Raw genomic sequence first — 18,160 nt, 5'->3', positions numbered from 1 at the left:
TATGGCCGACAGCTACGGCACCGCGGCGGAGTTCTACGATATCGCCGGTCGCCCCTACTGGAAGCCGCGAACCAGCGCGTTGACGCAGGCGTTCGCCGCTGCGGCACAAACGAATTCGCCGATCGTGGATATCGGCGCCGGCACCGGACTCGTGGTCGAAATCGTCGGCGCCGCGCTCACCGAAGTCCCGATCCTCGCGATCGAACCCTCGCCCGCCATGCGCGCCGCACTCGCCAGTCGAGTCCTGGCGAATCCGGCACTCGCCCGGCGAGTGACCATCGAAGCGACCACCCTCGCGGACACGACCCTGCCCGACCGGCTCGGTGGCGTGGTCGCGTGCGGCGTGCTCGGGTACTTCACGCCGGACGAGCGGCGACGGCTCTGGCGGTTGCTCGCACACCGCCTCGCCCCCGACTGCTGCGCGGTGGTGGATGCCGCACCGTTTCCAGCCACTCGGGAGGTCCGGCCGATTCGAGTAGGTGTCGCGAGATTCGTTGCGCGACAGCATGAGATCTGGCTCGCCTCCCGCCCGGTCGACGTCCAGGGCCGGATCGAATTGACCACGACGTGCCGGGTACTGCGGGACGGGCAGACCGTCCGGGAGTCGGTGAGCACCCAGCAGTGGTGGGCCCTCGATATGCGGACGATCGCCGCCGAGGCCACCGAGGCGGGACTGCGCTGCCGCCGCGCCGGATGGGACCTCGCGACCCTGTCCACCGACCGGACAGCGCCTCTCGATGCTCAGCGGAGCGCCGCGGCGACCTCCATCAAGCGTTGAGACAGGAGTGACCATTCGGCCGAGGAAACAGGGCCGTACCCAAGGATATCGTCGTCTCAGACGGGATCGGTTCTGCCGGAGCATTTTCCATCCTGGTCAGCTTCCGCAGTGCCGACGCAAGGAGTGTCATGTCGAATCATAGTGCGTCGGAGCCCGATTCGACCTTCTGGCACGGATTCACCAATATGCGCGGCTTCCGCAGGCGCGGCATCAGTATCGCCTCGGCCGAGGGCGTATGGGTGGTGGACACCGAAGGCAACAGGTACCTCAACGCATTCGGCGGACTGTGCAATCTGAGCCTCGGCGGCGCGCACCCGGAGATCATCGAGGCGATCCGCGAGCAGGCGGGCAAGCTGTTGTACTTCCCGATCGAGCGCGCCACCCATCAGGCCGCCGACGAGTACGCCCGCCGGCTGGCCAGGGTGACCCCCGAGGGCATGAACACCGTCTTCTACGCGACCACCGGCTCCGAGGCCAACGAGACCATCATCAAGATGATGCGCCAGTATCAACGGCTGCGCTTCGGTGAGGACACCACGAAACTCGGCATCATCGCCTTGGACAGGGCCTATCACGGTGTCACCTACGGCGCACTGAGTGCCACCGGCTCCGCTTTCCTCCGGTTCCGGAGACAGTTCGAGCCACTGGTGCCGGGCTTCCACCACGCGCCGACGCCGTACGCGTATCGCTGCGAATCCGGTTGTGCCGGAACGTGCTCGCTGGCGTGCGCCGATGCCGTCGAGACGATGGTCGAGCGGCTGGGTGCCGCGAACATCGCCGGCGTGCTGGTCGAACCCGCGCTCGGCGTCGGCGGTGCCATCGTGCCGACCCGCGAGTACCACGAGCGGCTGCGCGAGATCTGCGACAGCAACGACATCCTGCTCGCCTACGACGAGGTGATCACCGGCTTCGGTAGGCTCGGCGAGTGGTTCGGCGCCGACTACTTCGGTGTGCGACCGGATTTCATGGCGCTGTCCAAGGGCATCAACAGCGGCTACCTGCCGTTCGGCGCCGTCGTCGTGCACGACGGTGTGTATCGCGAATTCCTCTCGGCGGTAGACGGTTTCATCGCCACCGGGAGCACGACGAACGGCAACCCGCTGTGTTGCGCGTCGGCACTGGCCACCCTCGACATCATGGAGCGCGACGGCATCGTCGATCAGGTGCGCCAGACCGGCAAGTACCTCTTCGACAAGTTCGAGAATCTGCGTGAGCACGCGATCGTCGGCGACATTCGCGGCGCGGGACTGTTGATGGGCATCGAGCTCGTCAAGGACAGGGCGACCAAAGAGCCTATCCCGCAACAGCAATGGCAGGTGATCGAGGATCGGCTCGCGCTGAGCGGACTGATCATCGGCAGTCAGGGCGCGGAGGGTCTCGGCGGCACCATCGGCATCGTCCCGCCACTCACCATCACCACCGAGGAGGTCGACGAGCTCTATCGACGCCTCGACGGCGTGCTCGCCCGCTATTCCCGCCTCACCGCCAAGGGCTGAACCCGTTACCGCACAGAGCAACCCACCATGTACACCGATCCGAGGAGGAACGCCGTGGGATCCATGCTGAGTTCGGAGGAACTCTCCGATATCGTCCGGAGCGCGGTCGCGCTGGCGCTCGCCGTCGAACCGGCCGACGTGACGTCGGACAAATTGCTGATCCCGGAGCTCGGCGCGGAGTCGATCGACTTCCTGGACATCACGTTCCGGCTCGAACAATTCCTGCCCATCTCCGTGCCGCGCGACGACCTCAACGAACAGGCCGAGGACGTGTTCGGCGCGGGCGCCGCCGTCGACACACTGCGCAGGCTGACGCCGTTGGGCGCCTATCTCGTCCGGGAACGTCTCCTCGGCGTCGACCTGAGCAAGGTCGAGCCCGGGATGCGGGTCGAGGACGTTGCCGCGCTGTGGACGGTGCGGACCTGGAGTGGGCTGTGTCAGCGGCTGCTCGATACCATCCCGGAAAGGTGCCAGGTCTGTGGTGGCAGCCGGACCTTCGTGCGCAATGCCGACGGTGAGTTCCATGCCGAATGCGACAGTTGCGCAACCGAACTCACCGCGATACCCGGCGACGAACTGAACCAGCAGTGGTTCGAGGAGATCCGGGAACTCGACGAGGTCGCGCGACTGGTCGAGCAGAGCCGCGCGCAAGCGGCGGAAGCGGAAGCCGCGACCGCCCAGGCGAGCGCACCCGCACCGGCCAGCGCTGTCGCGGAGTGACCGATGTTCGGCGAGGCGCAGACGCGACGGGTGGTCATCACGGCGGCGGAGATGGTGACGCCGCTCGGCTGGGATGCCGAGACGACCTTCCGCGGCTTCGTCGACGGTCGCTCCGGGGTTCGCACCATCGCCCGGTTCGACGCGTCCGGCCTCGGCTCCCAGGTCGGGGCCGAGGTCGGTGACGGATTTCTCGCCGCGGCGGAGTCGGCCGGCTATCTGGCGGGTGCCGAGGAGTTGTCGAGAACGGCGCCGCGTGCGGTACAGCTCGGGCTCGCCGCGGGGACGGCCACGAAACACCGGGCGGGGCTTACCGATACGCCCGCCGAGCGGTTCGGCGTGTGTGTCGGGACGTCCGGTCAGATGTACGACATCGACGCACTGGACGGCTTGCTGCGGAGCAGGGAATTCGCCGCCGGCACAGCGGGTCCCGGGCGGGAGTTCATCGGCCTGCTGGCCGCGCAACGCCACAGCATGCGCAAGAACGCCGCGGCCGCCACGCTGGCCAATGTCTGCGGCGCGGCCGGGCCGACCATGACGGTGTCGGCGACCTGCGCCTCGGGCACCCAGGCGATCGGCGAGGCCACGCTCTGGATCCGGGAGGGCGACGCCGACGCGGTGCTGGCGGGTGGCTGCGATTCGCTGCTCACCTTCCTCGGCATCTCGTCGTTCGACCTGCTCACCGCGCTGGCCACCCGGTTCAACGACCGGCCCGCCGCGGCAAGCCGGCCGTTCGACCGCAGGCGATGCGGCTTCGTGATGGGCGAGGGCGCCGCCTTCGTGATGCTGGAGGAGCTCGAGCACGCGCTACGGCGCGGTGCCCAGCCGCTGGCCGAGGTGGCGGGGTACGGCGCGTCCTGCGACGCCTACCGCATCACCGACAGCCCGCCGCACGGTGAGGGCGCCGTACTGGCGATGTCGGGCGCCCTCATCGACGGCCGGCTCCGCGCCGAGGACATCGACTACATCAGCGCGCACGGCACCTCGACGCTGATCAACGATCGCGCCGAGACCCGGGCCGTGCACAAGGTTTTCGGCGACCGGGCGACCTCGATTCCGATCAGCTCGCAGAAGTCGATGATCGGTCACTCGATCGCCGCGGCGGGCGCCATCGAATGCGTCACCTGCCTGCACGTGCTCCGCACCGGGCTGGTGCCGCCGACGATCAACTACGAATTCCCGGACCCGGACTGCGATCTGGACTATGTGCCGAATACCAGTCGCGCGCAGCAGGTTCGCGTCGCGATGAGCAACTCGTTCGGGTTCGGCGGACAGAACGCGAGCATCGTGCTGCGACAGTGGCCCGGTCGAGCGGACGGCAACGGCCATGGGTGAACGCGTGGTCGTCACCGGTGTCGGTGCGGTGTCGGCGCTCGGCAACGAGCCGCGTACTCAGTGGAACGCGCTGCTGCGCGGCGCATCCGGCGTCGGCGCGCTGCACGGTCTCGCCGAGGACATCAACCTGGGCGAGAGCGCCGACCGGCCGCTCGCCGCCGGGCGGGTGCACGGGATCGACCCGCGCGACTGGATCAGCGATCGCAAGGCCGCCCGCGCCATGCGCCTGCACACGCACATGGCCTTCGCCGCGACCGGGCAGGCCATGACATCGGCGAAGATCCACCGGAACAATGTGGACGCCGACGCGACCGGAATCACGCTCGGGGTCACCATGATCGACTACGACATCGCCGATCTGGAGCTCGCCGCACGGCGCTCCCTGCACGATCCGATCGGGTTCGACATCGAACGGTTCTGCCGGACCGGCTGGCGCGCCATCTCCCCCATGGTCTCGATCGTGATGCTGAACAATGCCACGCTCTGCCAGATCGCCATGCAGTACGGGCTGCACGGGCCGAACGCCTCGTTCAGCCCGTTCGGCGAGGCGGGCGGGCAGGCCATCGGTGCGGCGCTGCGCATGCTGCAGGAAGGCGACGCACAGGTGATGCTCGCGGGCGGGGTCAGTCCCCGGTTGAATCTCTCGGCGCTGCAACGCTTTCTCTACCTCGGCGTCGTCGCGGAGACGACCGATCCGGCCGCTGGATCGTGCAAGCCGTTCGATCGGGACCGCACCGGCACCGTGCCCGGCGAGGGCGCTGCGATGCTCGTGTTGGAGACGCTCACGCACGCCAGGGACCGAGGTGCGCACATCCTCGCCGAGGTGCTCGGCCACGGTGCGGCCGTGGGTGTTCCGCCAGTCGGGGAATCGCACCCACCCCACGAGGCGATCGACCAGTCGCTCGCCGCCGCCCTCGACGATGCCGAGTTGACGCCGGACCGGCTCGCCGCTGTGTACGCCGACGCGCCAGGACTGCCGTCCGGCGATGCGGTGGAGGCGGCCGCGATCAGTGCGGTACTCGGCAGGCACGCCGCCAACTGCCCCGTGACGTCCACCAAGGGAGCCACCGGTCATCTGCTGGCCGCCGCGCTGCCGCTGCACAGTGTCTTCGCGGTGCACAGCTTGGTCGAACGGTATCTGCCCGCGACCACCAATCTTCGTCATCCCGAACCGAATTCGGGCCTCGACCTGGTACGCGGCCGTCCGCGACGCATCAGCACCGGCGATGCCATCGCGTGTCTCGGCGCCGGGTTCCGCGGACAGAGCGAGTGCGTCGTCTTCGGCGCGTTCGAGGCGAGGGGGGCCTGATGCGATTCCTGCTCTACGACCGAGTGCTCGAAGCGACCAAGGGCGAATCCATGGTCGCGGTGAAGCATGTGTCACTCACCGAGGACCATTTGGGCGACGGCTACGCGGGCCGCAGGCTGCTCAGCGGTTCGCTGCTGCTCGAGTCGATGGCTCAGGTCGCGGGCTGGCTGGTGCACTTCAGCACCGACTTCACCGTGTCGGCCTTCCTGTGCCTCATCGATCGGGCGGAGATCGTCGGCGAGGTGCCGCCGGGGCGCGCGATGCGGGTCGAGGCCCGCATGCTCGGCCTGAGCAAACGCTGGGCGCAGCTCAGCTGCACCGCGTACGACGAGGGCGTGCTCGTGGCGCGGATCGCCCGGCTGAACTACGTGTTGCAGGACATCCACGACCCGGCCGAGGTCGCGGCGGAGGAAAACCGGTTCCGCTACTACTCCGGCTGGCCGCTGGACCGGATCCGGGCGGTACCGACCGAGACGGTGACCCGGTGAACCGGGTGGTGGTGACCGGGCTGGGTGCGGTGACCCCGGTCGGTCTCGGCTACCGCCGATTCTGGGACAACCTGGTCGCGGGCACCTCGGGTGAGGCACCGATAACGCTGTTCGATGCCTCCGCGCTGCCGACCCGGATCGCCGCCGAGGTCAGCGATTTCGAGGTCGACGACTACTGGGACGGCCCCTTCCCCGTCGAGCTCCGTGCCGACCGGCAGGCCCGCTTCGCTCTCGCGGCCTGCGCCATGGCCTGGGCCGACAGCGGCTTGGCCCAGGCAGGCCCGCCCATCGCGGCCGACCGGGTCGGCCTGGTGATCGGCGCGGGACTCGGCCTCGTCCGAATGGCCGACATCGCCGGGCATCTCGACGACGACGGCCGGTTCCGGCTGCCCACTCCCCTGGCCGACCACTCGACGATCGATCCGGTATCGCTGATCCGTGATCCCCAAGACCTGGTGATCGGACTGCTCGCCGAGCACCTCGGCATCACCGGGCCGACCACGGTGATCACCTCGGCCTGCGCGGCGGGCGCACACGCCATCGGTACCGCATTCCGGCTGCTCCGACGCGGCGGTCTCGATGTAGTGCTCTGCGGCGCAATGGATTCCATGATCAACCCGCTCGGCATGGCCGGGCTGGTCGCGCTCGGCGCACCGTCCACCGACAATCTCCCGGGCCGGACCGGTAGGCCCTTCGACGCCACCCGAACAGGTTTCGTGGTCGGCGAGGGGGCGGGCATGGTCGTGCTGGAGACCGAGGCGCACGCCTGCCGCCGGTCGGCGTCCTGGTACGCCGAGGTCGCCGGATTCGGCAGATCCCTCGACGCGCACCGGTTCACCGAACCGCATCCCGACGGCGCGGGCGCCGCACTGGCGATGCGCGCGGCCCTGGCCGACGCGCACGTACGCCCGGACCAGGTCGGGCTGGTCAACGCCCACGGCACCGCGACCGTCCTCAACGACCGGGTGGAAACCATCGCGATTAAACAGGTCTTCGGCAGCGCCGCAACACAACTCGCGGTGACCGCGAACAAATCGATGACCGGGCACCTCATTGCCGCATGCGGTGCCGTGGAGTTCATCAGCACCGTGCTGAGCGTGCGCACCGCCACCGTGCCGCCCACGGTGAACTATCGCCATCGCGATGCCGAATGCGATCTCGACTATGTGCCCGGCTCGGCGCGGCGACTGCCGGTGGAAGTGGCACTGACCAATTCGTTCGGCCTCGGCGGACAGAACGGCAGCCTGGTGGTGCGCCGGGCCGACGACGACTCGATGGCACCAGTCTGAGGATGGGATCGGCGCAGATGCACGTGCTGTTCGTGAACCCCGACGTCCGGGACAAGAGCGTGATCTACGGCAACCGCATGCTCAATCCGGTTCCGGTCAACCTCGGCTACCGCGCGGCCATGACCGCGGTCGAGCATCGGGTTACGGTGATCGACGAGAACTCCACGCCCATTACCGATTTCGCCGCGTTCGACGATGTCGACCTGGTGGCCGTCACGTCGAAGTTCTTCGGTGAACGCCGGACCGCTGAATTGGCGCACGGTTTCGGCGAACTGGGCACGCCCGTCGTCATCGATGGCTACTTCCCGAGCTATGCCCCCGAAGCCGAGCGGATCGGCGCGTCCGCGATCATCCGCGGCGAGGTCGAGCAGGTGTGGCCGCAGGTGCTCGCGGATGCGGTCAGCGGCCGGCTGCGGCCCTGCTATCTCGGCGGGCCGGTCGATCTGGCGACGCTGCCGCAGTACGGTCCCGAGCACCTGCCGCCGCACGACTACGTTTTCCCGGTCGAGGCCACCAGGGGGTGCCCGTTCTCGTGTAATTTCTGCATCGAGACCCGGTTCCATCACGAGGTGTTCCGCACCCGGCCGATCGATCAGGTGCTCGCCCAGATCGAGGCGCGCGCCGGCGATTTCGTGCAGTTCTCCGATATCAACATCGTCGGGAATCCGCACTATGCGCGCACTCTGTTCAGCGAGCTGGAACCGCTGCGAGTGCTGTGGGGCAGTCAGGCGACGATCACCATCGCGCAGCGCGAGTCCTTGGCGCAGGCGGCCGGGCGCGCGGGCTGCATGCTCGTGTTCATCGGCCTGGAATCGGTGCGGCCGGAGAATCTGATCTCGTCGGACAAGAGCTGGAGCAGGCCGACCGACTACCGCACGCTCATCGGTCGCCTGCACGATGCGGGGATCGGGGTGATCGGCTCGTTCGTATTCGGTTTCGCGGGTGACACACCGGATGTGTTCGAACGGACCCTGGAGTTCGTTGTCGAGAACGAAATAGAGATCTGCCATTTCAACCCGCTGGGCAGCGGGCCGGGAGTGCCGCTGTACCAGGAACATCTGCGCGACGGGCGCATGATCGACCCTGGCCCAGGCGGGCCCTCGCACCTACGCGCATCCGTCGCGCCGGTCGCGATGACCGTCGGACAACTCGTCGACGGCCTCGAATACCTCTACACCACTACCTATTCCCGTGCGGTGACCCGCCAACGGTTGCGTCGCTACGTCGGTGCCGACCCGCTGCCCGGCCCACAGTCCGCGGCGAAGAAGCGAGCCGTCATCGGGCTCAACCTGGCTTATCGGCAAGCCGTGGAGCGCCTTTATGGGTCGCCTGTCGGCGCGAGTAGGTCCGGCGCCGCACACGACATGGAGCGACGGCCATGACGACCGCCACGGAATCGGTTCTGCTGCCCGCGATCTCGGGCGCGACAGCGATGACAGTCGGCGTCGATATCGCTGCGGTCGCCAGGGTGCGCGCGCTGCTCGCCACGGGAAACACGTTCGCCGAGCGAGTGTTCCGGCCCGCGGAGATCGCCTACTGCGCCGCATTCCGGGACCCGGCACCGCATTTCGCCGCTCGGTTCAGTGCCAAGGAAGCGACGCTGAAGGCGTTGCACGTCGGCCTCGGCCTGCCGCCGGCGACCAGGCGGCTGCGCGATATCGAGGTCTGCCGGTCGACCGGCGCACCACGGTTGCTGCTGCACAACCGCCTGATGACGCGCGCACGGCGGCTCGGCATCACCGGTGCCGCACTGTCATTGAGTCACGACGGCGAGTATGCCGTCGCCTACGTGCTACTCGCGGGAACCGAAGGAGTGCGCACATGAACCGGCTAGGCGACTCCGTGGCCGTGGTGACCGGGGCGGCGGGTGTCTTCGGGACGGCCATCGCGATCCGGTACGCCGAGGAAGGCGCGATGCTCGTGCTCACCGATCTCGACGAAACCCGGTTGCGGGTGACAGTGAAGGCGGTCGAAGCCGTTGCCGCCGTGCCGGTTACCGCGTTCGCCGCCGACCTGACCGAACCCGCCGAGGTCGGCTCGCTGTTCGAGCATGCCGACAACGCGTACGGCCGCATCGACGTGCTGATCAACAACGCGGGCAGCGCACTGCGCTCACCGCTCGTCTTCCACACTGACGCCGACTGGCACCGAATGCTCCGGGTCAATCTCGACTCCGTCTTCTACTGCACCAGGCAGGCGGTGCGCCGGATGCTGCCGCGCCGTACCGGCCGGATCATCAATGTCTCTTCGGCCCTCGGATTGACCGGCGGCGCCGACGAAGTCGCGTACGCGACCGCCAAGGCGGCGGTGATCGGCTTCACCCGCAGCGTCGCGCAGGAGGTCGGCCGGCGCGGCATCTGCGTCAACGCGATCTGCCCGACCCTGGCCGAAAGCGGCGTCAGCCGGGACTACTTCGGCGGCTTCGAGGTCGATATCCGCGCGGTCGCCGGCTATCTCGCCCGGCGCGCGGCGATGCCGCGACCGATATCGCCGGACGATGTCGCCGATATGGCGGTCTTTCTCGGCGCACGAGAGAGTGCGTACCTCAATGGGCAGGCCATCCTGGTCGGCGGAGTGGGATAGGAGTATCCGTGCGGTTCCTCATGGTCGACGCGATCACCGAATTGGACGACGGACGCCGCGCCGTCGGCGTGAAGAACGCCGCGATGAGCGAGGACTACTTCGCCGATCACTTTCCCCAGCAACCGATTCTGCCCGGCGTGCTGGTGCTGGAGGCGATGACGCAGCTGGCGCGCTGGCTGGTGATCACCGACAGCGGCTTCCGCACCACCGTCGTGCTGAGCGCGGTGCAGCACAGCAAGTTCATCGACTTCGCCGTGCCGGGCGATCGGCTGACCATCGAAGTGGACTACGTCGACGGCGGTGGACCGGCCGTCCCGGCAAAGGAACTCGATTTTCGCGGTACCGCGCAGGCGCACGGGCGCAAGATCGCCACCGCGACCTTCCGATGCCGCAGCTACCCGCTCGCGGAGTTCGAGGATCCCGAAAGTACCCGTCGGCATTACCAAGTGCTGCGGTTGAACGGTTCGAAGGTGAGCGGGAAATGAAGCGCCGCGTCGTGGTGGTCGGTGCGGGGATACTCTCCTGCCTCGGCGCCGACTATCGCGCGCAGTGGCAGCGAATTCTGGCCGCCGAGACCGGATTACGGCGGCGCGACAGCGATAGTGCGGCGGAGCTAGGCTATTTCGGCGCTGTCGACGATGCCGTGCACCCCGTCGGGCCCGCCGACCGCAAGCATCTCAAGCGACTGACCAGAGCATCGCGGCTCGGCGTGTTCGCGGCCGACCTGGCGGTCGCCGACGCGGGCCCCGTCTTCCGCGCCGCGGCGGCACCACGGCGCGGAATCTACATCGGCTCCAACGAAAACGAGGACGAGCAGAACTATCTCGAGCGGTTCACCCCAGTGCTGGCCACCGCACGAAGAACCGACGGCACCCTCGACTACGCCCAACTCGGCCATGCGGCGCTGCGCCGTGCGAAGCCCGACTTCCTGCTGTCGGGACTGCCGAACGCGGCGCTGTGCCAGATCACCATCCGGCATGAGATCTGCGGCGCCAACAGCACATTGGTCGATGGCTCGGCCATGGGTCTGTGCGCAGTCGGCCGGGCCTTTCGCGCCGTGCGCGACGGGCGGGTGGACGTCGCGGTCTGCGGCGGAACCGATGCGGGCGCCGACGAATTCGCGCGCCTGGCGTTGCGCGAGTTCGGGTTGACCTCCGCCTGCGCGAACGGAGTGCGCTCGGTCCGGCCCTACGACCGGTTCCGCGACGGATACATCTGTGCCGAGGGGGCCGCCGCGCTCGTCCTGGCCGAACTCGAGCTGGCCCGGGCCAACGACGCGCACGTGCTGGCCGAGGTCGTCGGTTTCGGGGCGGCCACCGATCAAGGCAGGCCGCTGTCCCCCGATCCCGGCGGCAGCGGCGTCCGCGGCGCGATCGCGCGCGCCGTCACCGACGCAGACATCGATCCCGACCAGGTCGGCTACGTGTACGGACACGGCGACGCCACCGCCGACGGCGATCGCTCCGAACTACGCGGCATCGCGGAAACATTGGCGCGCCACCGCCGGGTCCGGCTCACCGGCACCAAGGCCGCCACCGGCCACATGGGCCCGGCCACCGATGTCGCCGAGGCGGCCTTCGCCTGTCTGAGCGTGCACGACGGCGTCATCCCGCCGACGCTCAACCTCGGCAAGGTCGACCCTGCCGCCCGCGAGGTCGACGTCGTCGCGGACCGGCCGTGCGCACTCGACGCGCGCTATGCGGTCACGCTCAGCCGGAACGTGGACGGACCTGAGGTCGCCGCGCTGGTGCTCGGCGCACCACGACAGGAAGAGAGGTGGGGTGCATGACAGCGGATCTGGCCGGACGCACCGTCCTGGTCACCGGCGGTTCCCGGGGCATCGGCCGGGCCATCGCGCTGGAGTTCGCCGACCGCGGCTCGGACGTGATCCTGACCTACTGGCGTCGGCGCTCCGCCGCGCGCGAGGTGGTCACGGAGATCGAACGCAAAGGCAGGCGCGCACTCGCGCTGCGGGTGGATGTAGGCGAAAGCGACCAGCTGAAGCGGCTTTTCGGCGAGGTGGCCGAGCAGTGGGGCGGGTTGGACTTCTACGTCAACAATGCCGCGTCGGCCATCATGAAGCCGTTGTTCGCGCTGGAGACCCCGCACTGGCGCTACACCCTCGACACGAACGTCACCGCGGCGTTGTTCGGCTGCCGGGCGGCCTATGAGCTGATGCCGGGCGGCCGCGGTGCGATCGTGCTGTTGTCGAGCATGGGCGGCCGTCGCTATCTACCCAGCTACGGCGGTCTCGGCGTGTGCAAGGCGGCGATCGAATCGATGGGCCGGTACCTGGCCGTGGAACTCGCGCCGGGGGTCAACGTCAACACCGTCTGCGGTGGGCTCATCGAGACCGAGTCGGTGCGCGCACTGGCGGGCGCGCAGGACTGGATGCAGCAGGTGGCCGAGACCGCGCCGATGCGGCGGATCGGGCGGCCCGAGGATCTCGCCAAGGTGGTCGCGTTCCTGTGCACCGATGACGCGAGCTGGATCCGCGGCCAGACCATCGTGGTCGACGGCGGCGCCTCGCTGACGTCCGGATAACGAACGAGTAGGAGACGCTCCCGTGCGCACCGTGATCGAGGAAACCCGGGAAATCTACGACCTGACGCATCGTCAGATCACGCTCACCGCGGCCGGTCAGGCCATGATGGCCTACCTGTGGCGGGACTGGGGCGGCTATCTCGGCCAGCTGAGCTGGACCACCGGAATTCAGCTGCGCGAGTTGGCCCGTGCCACCGCACTCACGCCAGGGCGGGCCGGGCTCGATCTGTGTTGCGGCACCGGCGGTATCGCCCGCTATGTGGCCGGGACCACCGGCTGCACGATGACCGGCATCGACTACTCCGCTCCTGCGATCGAGATCGCTCGGCGCGGCGCGGCCGACCTCGATCCGCCGATCCGATTCGAGCACGGTGACGCCCGCGACCTGCCTTATCCCGCCGCGACATTCGACGCGGTGGTGAGCGTGGACAGCCTCGTCATCGTGCCGGATCGGCATCGGGTCGTCGCCGAATGCGCGAGAGTGCTGAAACCCGGTGGCCGCCTAGTCTTCACCGACGAGGTATTGACCGGTCCGTTCCCGCGCGATGCGGATACGTTGCGCGCCTTGTCCGTCTACGGCCGCCTGTTCCCGCAGACGCCGTCCGGGTACCGGCGTCTACTGGCGCACGCGGGCTTCGTCGACATCGATATCGACGACAGCACAGCGATGTTCGTCGCGATCAACCGACGGTGGGCCGAGTCGTACCGACTCTTCGAGCCGCAGGGGCGAGAGGTGCTCGGCGACAAGCTCTTCGACGACGGACTGGCCTTCTTCGAGACGCTCGCGGACCAGGGGGCGGCGGGCAGACTCGGGCAGGTCCGGGCGTACGCGACCAAACGGCCCGGCTGAGCGATGGTCCACTCCGGCCGTGAGCGGCGCGCGACGACGATGCCGGTCGCGCCGACACTCGCTGTGCTGCGGGGCGTGTCGAAGACCTTCGGCAGCGGGGACACCGCCGTGCATGCGCTGGCCGAGTTCGACTTGACCCTCGCGGCCGGCGAACTGCTCGTGGTACTCGGCCCTTCGGGATCGGGCAAGACGACACTCTTGAACGTGCTCGGCGGCATCGAAGCGCCGACCACGGGACAGATCAGCATCGATGGGCGTTCGCTGGCCCGCCTCGACGCCAAAGGGATGTCGGCGCTGCGCCGGGAATCGCTCAGCTTCGTCTACCAGTTCTTCAACCTCGTGCCGACCCTCACCGCCTACGAAAACATTGCGGTCCTAGCCGAATTGACCGGTGGTTCGGTCCGGCGCCGGGTCGGTGAGGTACTCATCCAAGTCGGCTTGGCCGAGTGCGCGGACCGCTTCCCGGCCCAGCTTTCCGGTGGCCAGCAGCAGCGGGTGGCGATCGCGCGGGCGCTGGTGAATCGGCCGCGGCTGCTGCTGTGCGACGAGCCCACGGGCGCACTGGATCTGGACACCGGGCGCAGCGTCCTCACTCTCCTGCAAGATCTGTGCCACCGCGACCGGCATGCCGTCGTGCTCGTCACACACAACCAGGCCATCGCCGCCATCGCCGACCGGATACTGCGCATGCGCTCCGGTCATATCGTGGCCGCCGTGCGCCAGGACGCGCCGACGGCCGCGCGCGAGGTCTCCTGGTGAACCGGCATCCGACGCTGCGCTGTAAACTGTTGCGCGACATCCGTACCCAGTGGTCCCAGTTCGCCGCGCAGGTGACCATCATCGTGCTGGGGGTGGCGCTGTTCACCGCGTCCTATGGCGCGTACCGGAACCTGACGGCCTCCTATGACGGGACGTTCGAGGCGGAGCGATTCGCCCACGTCTGGATCACCGGCGGCGATTCGGCGGCCATCGCCGCCGGCGCACGCACGCTGCCTGGCATCGCGGACGTCGTCGTGCGCGGGCAAGCCGAGCTGCCGCTGCGGGTCGGCGCGGACAAGCTGCGCGGCCGGATCATCGGCCTGCCCGCGGATCGGCCGCCCACCGTCAACGCTCCGACGATCCTGTCCGGCCACTATCCGACGGTGAACGAAGTGCTGGTCGAACACCACATGGCCGGGCACTTCGGATTATCCACCGGCGCAACGCTGTCGATGCTCGGGCCGGATGGCTGGCGGGAGGTTTCGGTAGCGGGTGTGGCGTCCTCGGCGGAGTACCTCTGGCCCGCGCGCAGCCGCCAGGAGATGTTCCCCGTGCCCGACAACTTCGGGGTGATCTTCGCGACCGAACCGCTGCCCGCCAGCGGTGTGACCGAACAAGTCCTGATCCGCTTCGCCGGAACACCGAGCCCGGCCGCGCTCGACCGGGTCAGCAGCATGGCGAACACCCTCGGCGCCACGGAAGTGCTGAGCCGGGCCGAACAGCCGTCGAACTGGTTGCTGCGCATGGACATCGACGCCTTCGGTGAACTCGCCTATCTGTTTCCGCTGCTGTTCCTCAGTGTCGCCGGACTGGTGGCCTATGTCCTGTTGAACCGGCGGGTCCAGGCCGAGCGTCCGGTGATCGGCGTGCTGCTGGCAGGCGGGATGGACCGGCGAACGATCCTCTGGCATTACCTGCAATTCGGCATCGTGGCGGGGTCGACCGGGTCGCTCGGCGGAATCATGCTCGGGCTGGCCGGATCCGGTGCACTCAGCCGGGTCTATCTCCGGGCGATCGGCCTGCCTGAATCGGCGGCGGTCGTGGAAGTTCTGCCGATCACCATTCTCGGTGGGCTGGTCTTCGGCATCGCGGCGGGCGCCCTCGGCGCGCTGGCGCCCGCCGTGCTCGCCTTCCGTACGCCACCCGCCACCGCGATGCGCGGCTCTGCGCCACTCGGCCCGGGGCGAATCAGCCTGCCGGAGCGCATATTTCCCGCACTACGACGGCTGCCCGCGCGCTGGCTGCTGGTGCTGCGCAACATCGGCCGCAGTCCGCGGCGGACCTGGAGCACCGTGCTCGGCACTGCCCTGTCACTGCTGGTCGTCCTCACCTCGTGGACGATGCTCGACACCATGGCCGCGGCGTTGGACGTCTCGTTCCGCCAGGTGCAAACCGCCGATGCGCGAGTCGATTTCACCGGCCCGGTCGATCAGCGCAAGCTGACCGAGTTGACCAGCGCCGACGGTGTAGTAGCCGCCGAACCGATGGTGCAGCTGCCGATCATCCTCACCGCGGACGGTGATACGTACGCCACCGCCCTCATTGCGTTGCCCCGCGACACCACGATGCACGGGCTTCGGCCCGTCCCCGGCTCCCCGGCCACCCTGTCCGACGACGGCATCCTCATCGGCAAAGGGGTCAGGCACCTGCTGCGAGTCGGCCCCGGCGACACCGTCGCGGTGAAAGTGCCCGGCGTGCCGGATGTTCGGGTACCGATCGCCGGGGTGCTCGACGAGCCGATCGGCGCCTTCGCCTACCTGTCCATCGAACAGCTCGACGCGCTGGCAGGGGCACCGGTGCCGGTCAATTCGGCGCTGCTGCGACTGGCGCCCGGCGCCGATCCCGAGCAGATCCGGCGCGAGCTGTCCGGCCGCGCAGGTATCGCGGCGTATGAGGACCTGGACGCGCTGAACCGGCTGATCGATCGATACGCCAAATTCTTCTTCGTGTTCATCGGGGTGATGCTCGCGCTGGGCGGTGTGCTGGCCTTCGCGATCATCTTCACCACGATGTCGATCAATATCGTCGAGCGACGCCGCGAGGTCGGCGTGCTGCGGGCGGGCGGTATGCCACCGGGGATGCTGGCACGGCTGATCACCGGCGAGAACCTGCTGATGACGCTGCTCGGGATCGCGCCGGGTCTGGCGCTCGGCGTGCTCGGCGGCCACAGCTTCCTGTCCACCTACTCCAATGACCAGTTCCAGCTGGAGCTGGTCGTCCGGCCGAGCACGCTCGGCCTCGCCGCGCTCGTAATCCTGGCCGTCGCGACCGTGTCACTGCTGCCGGGGTTGCGTGCTGTTCATGGCCTCGACCTCGCCGCGATCATTCGCGAACGCTCCGATTGAGCCGCCAGGGAGGTGCGCTGATGAACCACTCCGCCTTCGTCACCGGCGGCAACCGCGGCATCGGACTCGCCATCGCCCGCGAGCTCGCACGCACCGGCAGACCGGTCGCCGTGACCGTGCGTTCGGGCGCGCCACCCGACGGATTGCTCGGTGTGCCTTGCGATGTCACCGATGCAGGGCAGGTCGACACGGCATTCGCCACCATCGAGCGGGAACTCGGGCCGGTCGACGTGCTCGTCGCGAACGCGGGCATCACCAGGGACGTGCTGCTGGCGGCGATGACGGAGGACGAGTTCGCGTCCGTGGTCGACACCAACCTGGTGGGCACGTTCCGGGTGATCAATCGGGCCGCCCGGACCATGATCCGGCAGCGCCGTGGCCGGATCATCCTGGTCTCCTCGGTGACGGCGCTGCTCGGTTCGGCGGGACAGACGAACTACGCCGCGTCCAAGGCGGGCATGATCGGCCTGGCGCGCTCGCTCGTGCGCGAACTCGGCGCCCGCAACATCACCGTCAATGTGGTCGCTCCCGGCTTCGTGGACACCGACATGACCGCCGCGCTGACACCGCAGTGGCGGGCCGAGGTCACCAGGAAGATCCCGCTCGGGCGGATCGCCGGTGCCGACGAGATCGCGCGGGTGGTGGCCTTTCTCGCCGGCGACGACGCTGGTTACATCACCGGCGCGGTGATCCCGGTGGACGGCGGGCTCGGGATGGGCCACTGACCGCTTCGGGATCGCCCGTTGACCTGCTGCGGGGCCGGTGCCCGGCCATTGCCGGCGCTGTCGTCCAGCAGCGCGATCAATCCGGTTTCGTAGGCCACCGCGACCGCCTGGCCCCGCGTCGCCACCGCCAATTTTTGCAGCACGTGATGCACGTGACTGCGCACGGTGGTCGCCGAAACCGACAGCTGGCGGGCGATTTCGGCGTTGGAGCGGCCGTGCGCGAGCAGGCCGAGCACCTCGGCCTCGCGCCGGGTCAGGCTCCCCGCCACCTGGATGTCGAGGTTGCGGGTGACGCTGGAGGCCACCACGTGATCGAGGCCACCGATGATCTGTGGCGGCACCACCAGCCGATTGCCCACCGCGACTACCCGGATGGCACAGAGCAATTCGAATGGCGAGCAGCCCGACGACAATAAAGCGCGCACGCCCGCCCTAACCAGTTTGACGGCGCGGGCCACGTCCTCCTCGGACATCACCATGATCACCTTCGAGGCGGCGACGATTTCCGCGAGGCGGTGTTTCCCTTCGACCGCGCCGACGAGCAATACGACATCGGGTGCGTGTGCTTTGATGGCGCCGAGCAGACTGTGCCCACCGGCCACGTCGTCCACGACGTCGATATCGGGCTCACGATCGAATTGGACGCACAGACCCGACCGCATCAGGGCACTGTCCGCACAGACCACCAGGCGAATTGTCACCGGCTTGTGCGCCGTCATGCCCGATCCACGACATTCGCTCACCGCACCGGAGAGCGGTGCGGTAACAGGTCCAGTGATCGTGCCGGGAAGTTGCTGTGCACGCCATTCCGCTGGTTTGGTTCCATTGCGTGACAAGACATCTCACGATCCCATCAATCCCAGCGAATGTCCACCAGGGTAGCACGTTATTGTTGGATTACCGCGTTGTTTCATCCGGGCCATCGCTGTGCAATTCAACAAT

The 18,160-nt window shown here is 68.3% G+C and carries 18 protein-coding genes; 17 read left to right on the top strand and 1 reads right to left on the bottom strand.

Features of this window, described 5'->3' with window-relative positions; translation table 11 throughout:
• The first annotated feature begins 1 nt into the window (after position 1).
• The 17 genes from IBX18_RS08180 (at position 2) to fabG (ending at position 17,218) form a co-directional block, all read left to right on the top strand.
• Entirely contained in the window at positions 2-778 is a 777-nt protein-coding gene (locus IBX18_RS08180) for a trans-aconitate 2-methyltransferase (RefSeq protein ID WP_194833127.1), read from the top strand.
• A 128-nt stretch (positions 779-906) separates the two neighbouring features.
• On the top strand, positions 907-2,274 hold the full coding sequence (locus tag IBX18_RS08175) for an aspartate aminotransferase family protein (RefSeq protein WP_194833126.1): 1,368 nt from the start codon (positions 907-909) through the stop codon (positions 2,272-2,274).
• 63 nt (positions 2,275-2,337) lie between these two features.
• Positions 2,338-2,994: an acyl carrier protein gene (locus tag IBX18_RS08170; protein WP_228540713.1), complete on the top strand. Its 657-nt coding sequence runs from the start codon at positions 2,338-2,340 to the stop codon at positions 2,992-2,994.
• A gap of 3 nt (positions 2,995-2,997) precedes the next feature.
• On the top strand, positions 2,998-4,326 hold the full coding sequence (locus IBX18_RS08165; protein ID WP_194833124.1) for a beta-ketoacyl synthase: 1,329 nt from the start codon (positions 2,998-3,000) through the stop codon (positions 4,324-4,326).
• Positions 4,319-5,635, top strand: a complete 1,317-nt coding sequence (locus tag IBX18_RS08160) for a beta-ketoacyl synthase (protein ID WP_194833123.1) — start codon at positions 4,319-4,321, stop codon at positions 5,633-5,635. Before IBX18_RS08165 ends, IBX18_RS08160 begins: the two co-directional genes overlap by 8 nt.
• Positions 5,635-6,123, top strand: coding sequence for a hypothetical protein (locus tag IBX18_RS08155; protein WP_194833122.1), 489 nt, complete (start codon positions 5,635-5,637; stop codon positions 6,121-6,123). The genes IBX18_RS08160 and IBX18_RS08155 overlap by 1 nt, the downstream gene beginning before the upstream one ends.
• Complete coding sequence (locus IBX18_RS08150; protein WP_194833121.1) at positions 6,120-7,412, top strand: beta-ketoacyl synthase; 1,293 nt, start codon at positions 6,120-6,122, stop codon at positions 7,410-7,412. Before IBX18_RS08155 ends, IBX18_RS08150 begins: the two co-directional genes overlap by 4 nt.
• A gap of 2 nt (positions 7,413-7,414) precedes the next feature.
• The gene (locus IBX18_RS08145) at positions 7,415-8,794 is read left to right on the top strand and encodes a radical SAM protein (protein WP_194833120.1); all 1,380 of its coding nucleotides are present in this window, start codon (positions 7,415-7,417) and stop codon (positions 8,792-8,794) included.
• Positions 8,791-9,237 carry a holo-ACP synthase gene (gene acpS, locus IBX18_RS08140; protein WP_228540595.1) on the top strand — a complete coding sequence of 149 codons (447 nt, stop codon included), beginning with the start codon at positions 8,791-8,793 and terminating at the stop codon, positions 9,235-9,237. Before IBX18_RS08145 ends, acpS begins: the two co-directional genes overlap by 4 nt.
• On the top strand, positions 9,234-9,995 hold the full coding sequence (locus IBX18_RS08135) for an SDR family NAD(P)-dependent oxidoreductase (protein WP_194833119.1): 762 nt from the start codon (positions 9,234-9,236) through the stop codon (positions 9,993-9,995). The genes acpS and IBX18_RS08135 overlap by 4 nt, the downstream gene beginning before the upstream one ends.
• An 8-nt stretch (positions 9,996-10,003) precedes the next feature.
• Positions 10,004-10,480 (top strand): 3-hydroxyacyl-ACP dehydratase FabZ family protein, encoded by a 477-nt coding sequence (locus IBX18_RS08130; protein WP_194833118.1) that lies wholly within the window; start codon positions 10,004-10,006, stop codon positions 10,478-10,480.
• On the top strand, positions 10,477-11,784 hold the full coding sequence (locus tag IBX18_RS08125) for a beta-ketoacyl synthase (protein WP_194833117.1): 1,308 nt from the start codon (positions 10,477-10,479) through the stop codon (positions 11,782-11,784). Before IBX18_RS08130 ends, IBX18_RS08125 begins: the two co-directional genes overlap by 4 nt.
• Positions 11,781-12,539, top strand: coding sequence for an SDR family oxidoreductase (locus IBX18_RS08120; RefSeq protein WP_194833116.1), 759 nt, complete (start codon positions 11,781-11,783; stop codon positions 12,537-12,539). The genes IBX18_RS08125 and IBX18_RS08120 overlap by 4 nt, the downstream gene beginning before the upstream one ends.
• Positions 12,540-12,561: 22 nt before the next feature.
• A complete protein-coding gene (locus IBX18_RS08115) occupies positions 12,562-13,389 on the top strand; it encodes a class I SAM-dependent methyltransferase (protein ID WP_194833115.1) in 828 nt (275 codons plus the stop codon).
• A gap of 75 nt (positions 13,390-13,464) precedes the next feature.
• Positions 13,465-14,148, top strand: coding sequence for an ABC transporter ATP-binding protein (locus IBX18_RS08110; RefSeq protein WP_306796191.1), 684 nt, complete (start codon positions 13,465-13,467; stop codon positions 14,146-14,148).
• Positions 14,145-16,493 (top strand): FtsX-like permease family protein, encoded by a 2,349-nt coding sequence (locus IBX18_RS08105; RefSeq protein WP_194833114.1) that lies wholly within the window; start codon positions 14,145-14,147, stop codon positions 16,491-16,493. Before IBX18_RS08110 ends, IBX18_RS08105 begins: the two co-directional genes overlap by 4 nt.
• A 20-nt stretch (positions 16,494-16,513) precedes the next feature.
• Positions 16,514-17,218, top strand: a complete 705-nt coding sequence (fabG, locus tag IBX18_RS08100) for a 3-oxoacyl-ACP reductase FabG (RefSeq protein WP_194833113.1) — start codon at positions 16,514-16,516, stop codon at positions 17,216-17,218.
• On the opposite strand, the gene IBX18_RS08095 is transcribed toward fabG, so the two are convergent.
• Positions 17,164-17,937, bottom strand: a complete 774-nt coding sequence (locus IBX18_RS08095; RefSeq protein ID WP_194833112.1) for a response regulator transcription factor — start codon at positions 17,935-17,937, stop codon at positions 17,164-17,166. The genes fabG and IBX18_RS08095 overlap by 55 nt on opposite strands.
• Between the last annotated feature and the right edge of the window lie 223 nt (positions 17,938-18,160).

Source organism: Nocardia sp. XZ_19_369 (assembly GCF_015355715.1).
Lineage (GTDB): Bacteria > Actinomycetota > Actinomycetes > Mycobacteriales > Mycobacteriaceae > Nocardia.
The sequence above is the reverse complement of the archived record's forward strand: the minus strand, read 5'-3'. Positions and strand labels throughout refer to the sequence as shown.

Bases quoted from the DNA above. Each gene is read 5' to 3' on its own strand.
- IBX18_RS08180 (WP_194833127.1), top strand. From the start codon at position 2: ATGGCCGACAGCTACGGCACCGCGGCGGAGTTCTACGATATCGCCGGT.
- IBX18_RS08175 (WP_194833126.1), top strand. From the start codon at position 907: ATGTCGAATCATAGTGCGTCGGAGCCCGATTCGACCTTCTGGCACGGA.
- IBX18_RS08170 (WP_228540713.1), top strand. From the start codon at position 2,338: ATGCTGAGTTCGGAGGAACTCTCCGATATCGTCCGGAGCGCGGTCGCG.
- IBX18_RS08165 (WP_194833124.1), top strand. From the start codon at position 2,998: ATGTTCGGCGAGGCGCAGACGCGACGGGTGGTCATCACGGCGGCGGAG.
- IBX18_RS08160 (WP_194833123.1), top strand. From the start codon at position 4,319: ATGGGTGAACGCGTGGTCGTCACCGGTGTCGGTGCGGTGTCGGCGCTC.
- IBX18_RS08155 (WP_194833122.1), top strand. From the start codon at position 5,635: ATGCGATTCCTGCTCTACGACCGAGTGCTCGAAGCGACCAAGGGCGAA.
- IBX18_RS08145 (WP_194833120.1), top strand. From the start codon at position 7,415: ATGGGATCGGCGCAGATGCACGTGCTGTTCGTGAACCCCGACGTCCGG.
- acpS (WP_228540595.1), top strand. From the start codon at position 8,791: ATGACGACCGCCACGGAATCGGTTCTGCTGCCCGCGATCTCGGGCGCG.
- IBX18_RS08135 (WP_194833119.1), top strand. From the start codon at position 9,234: ATGAACCGGCTAGGCGACTCCGTGGCCGTGGTGACCGGGGCGGCGGGT.
- IBX18_RS08125 (WP_194833117.1), top strand. From the start codon at position 10,477: ATGAAGCGCCGCGTCGTGGTGGTCGGTGCGGGGATACTCTCCTGCCTC.
- IBX18_RS08120 (WP_194833116.1), top strand. From the start codon at position 11,781: ATGACAGCGGATCTGGCCGGACGCACCGTCCTGGTCACCGGCGGTTCC.
- fabG (WP_194833113.1), top strand. From the start codon at position 16,514: ATGAACCACTCCGCCTTCGTCACCGGCGGCAACCGCGGCATCGGACTC.
- IBX18_RS08095 (WP_194833112.1), bottom strand. From the start codon at position 17,937: ATGACGGCGCACAAGCCGGTGACAATTCGCCTGGTGGTCTGTGCGGAC.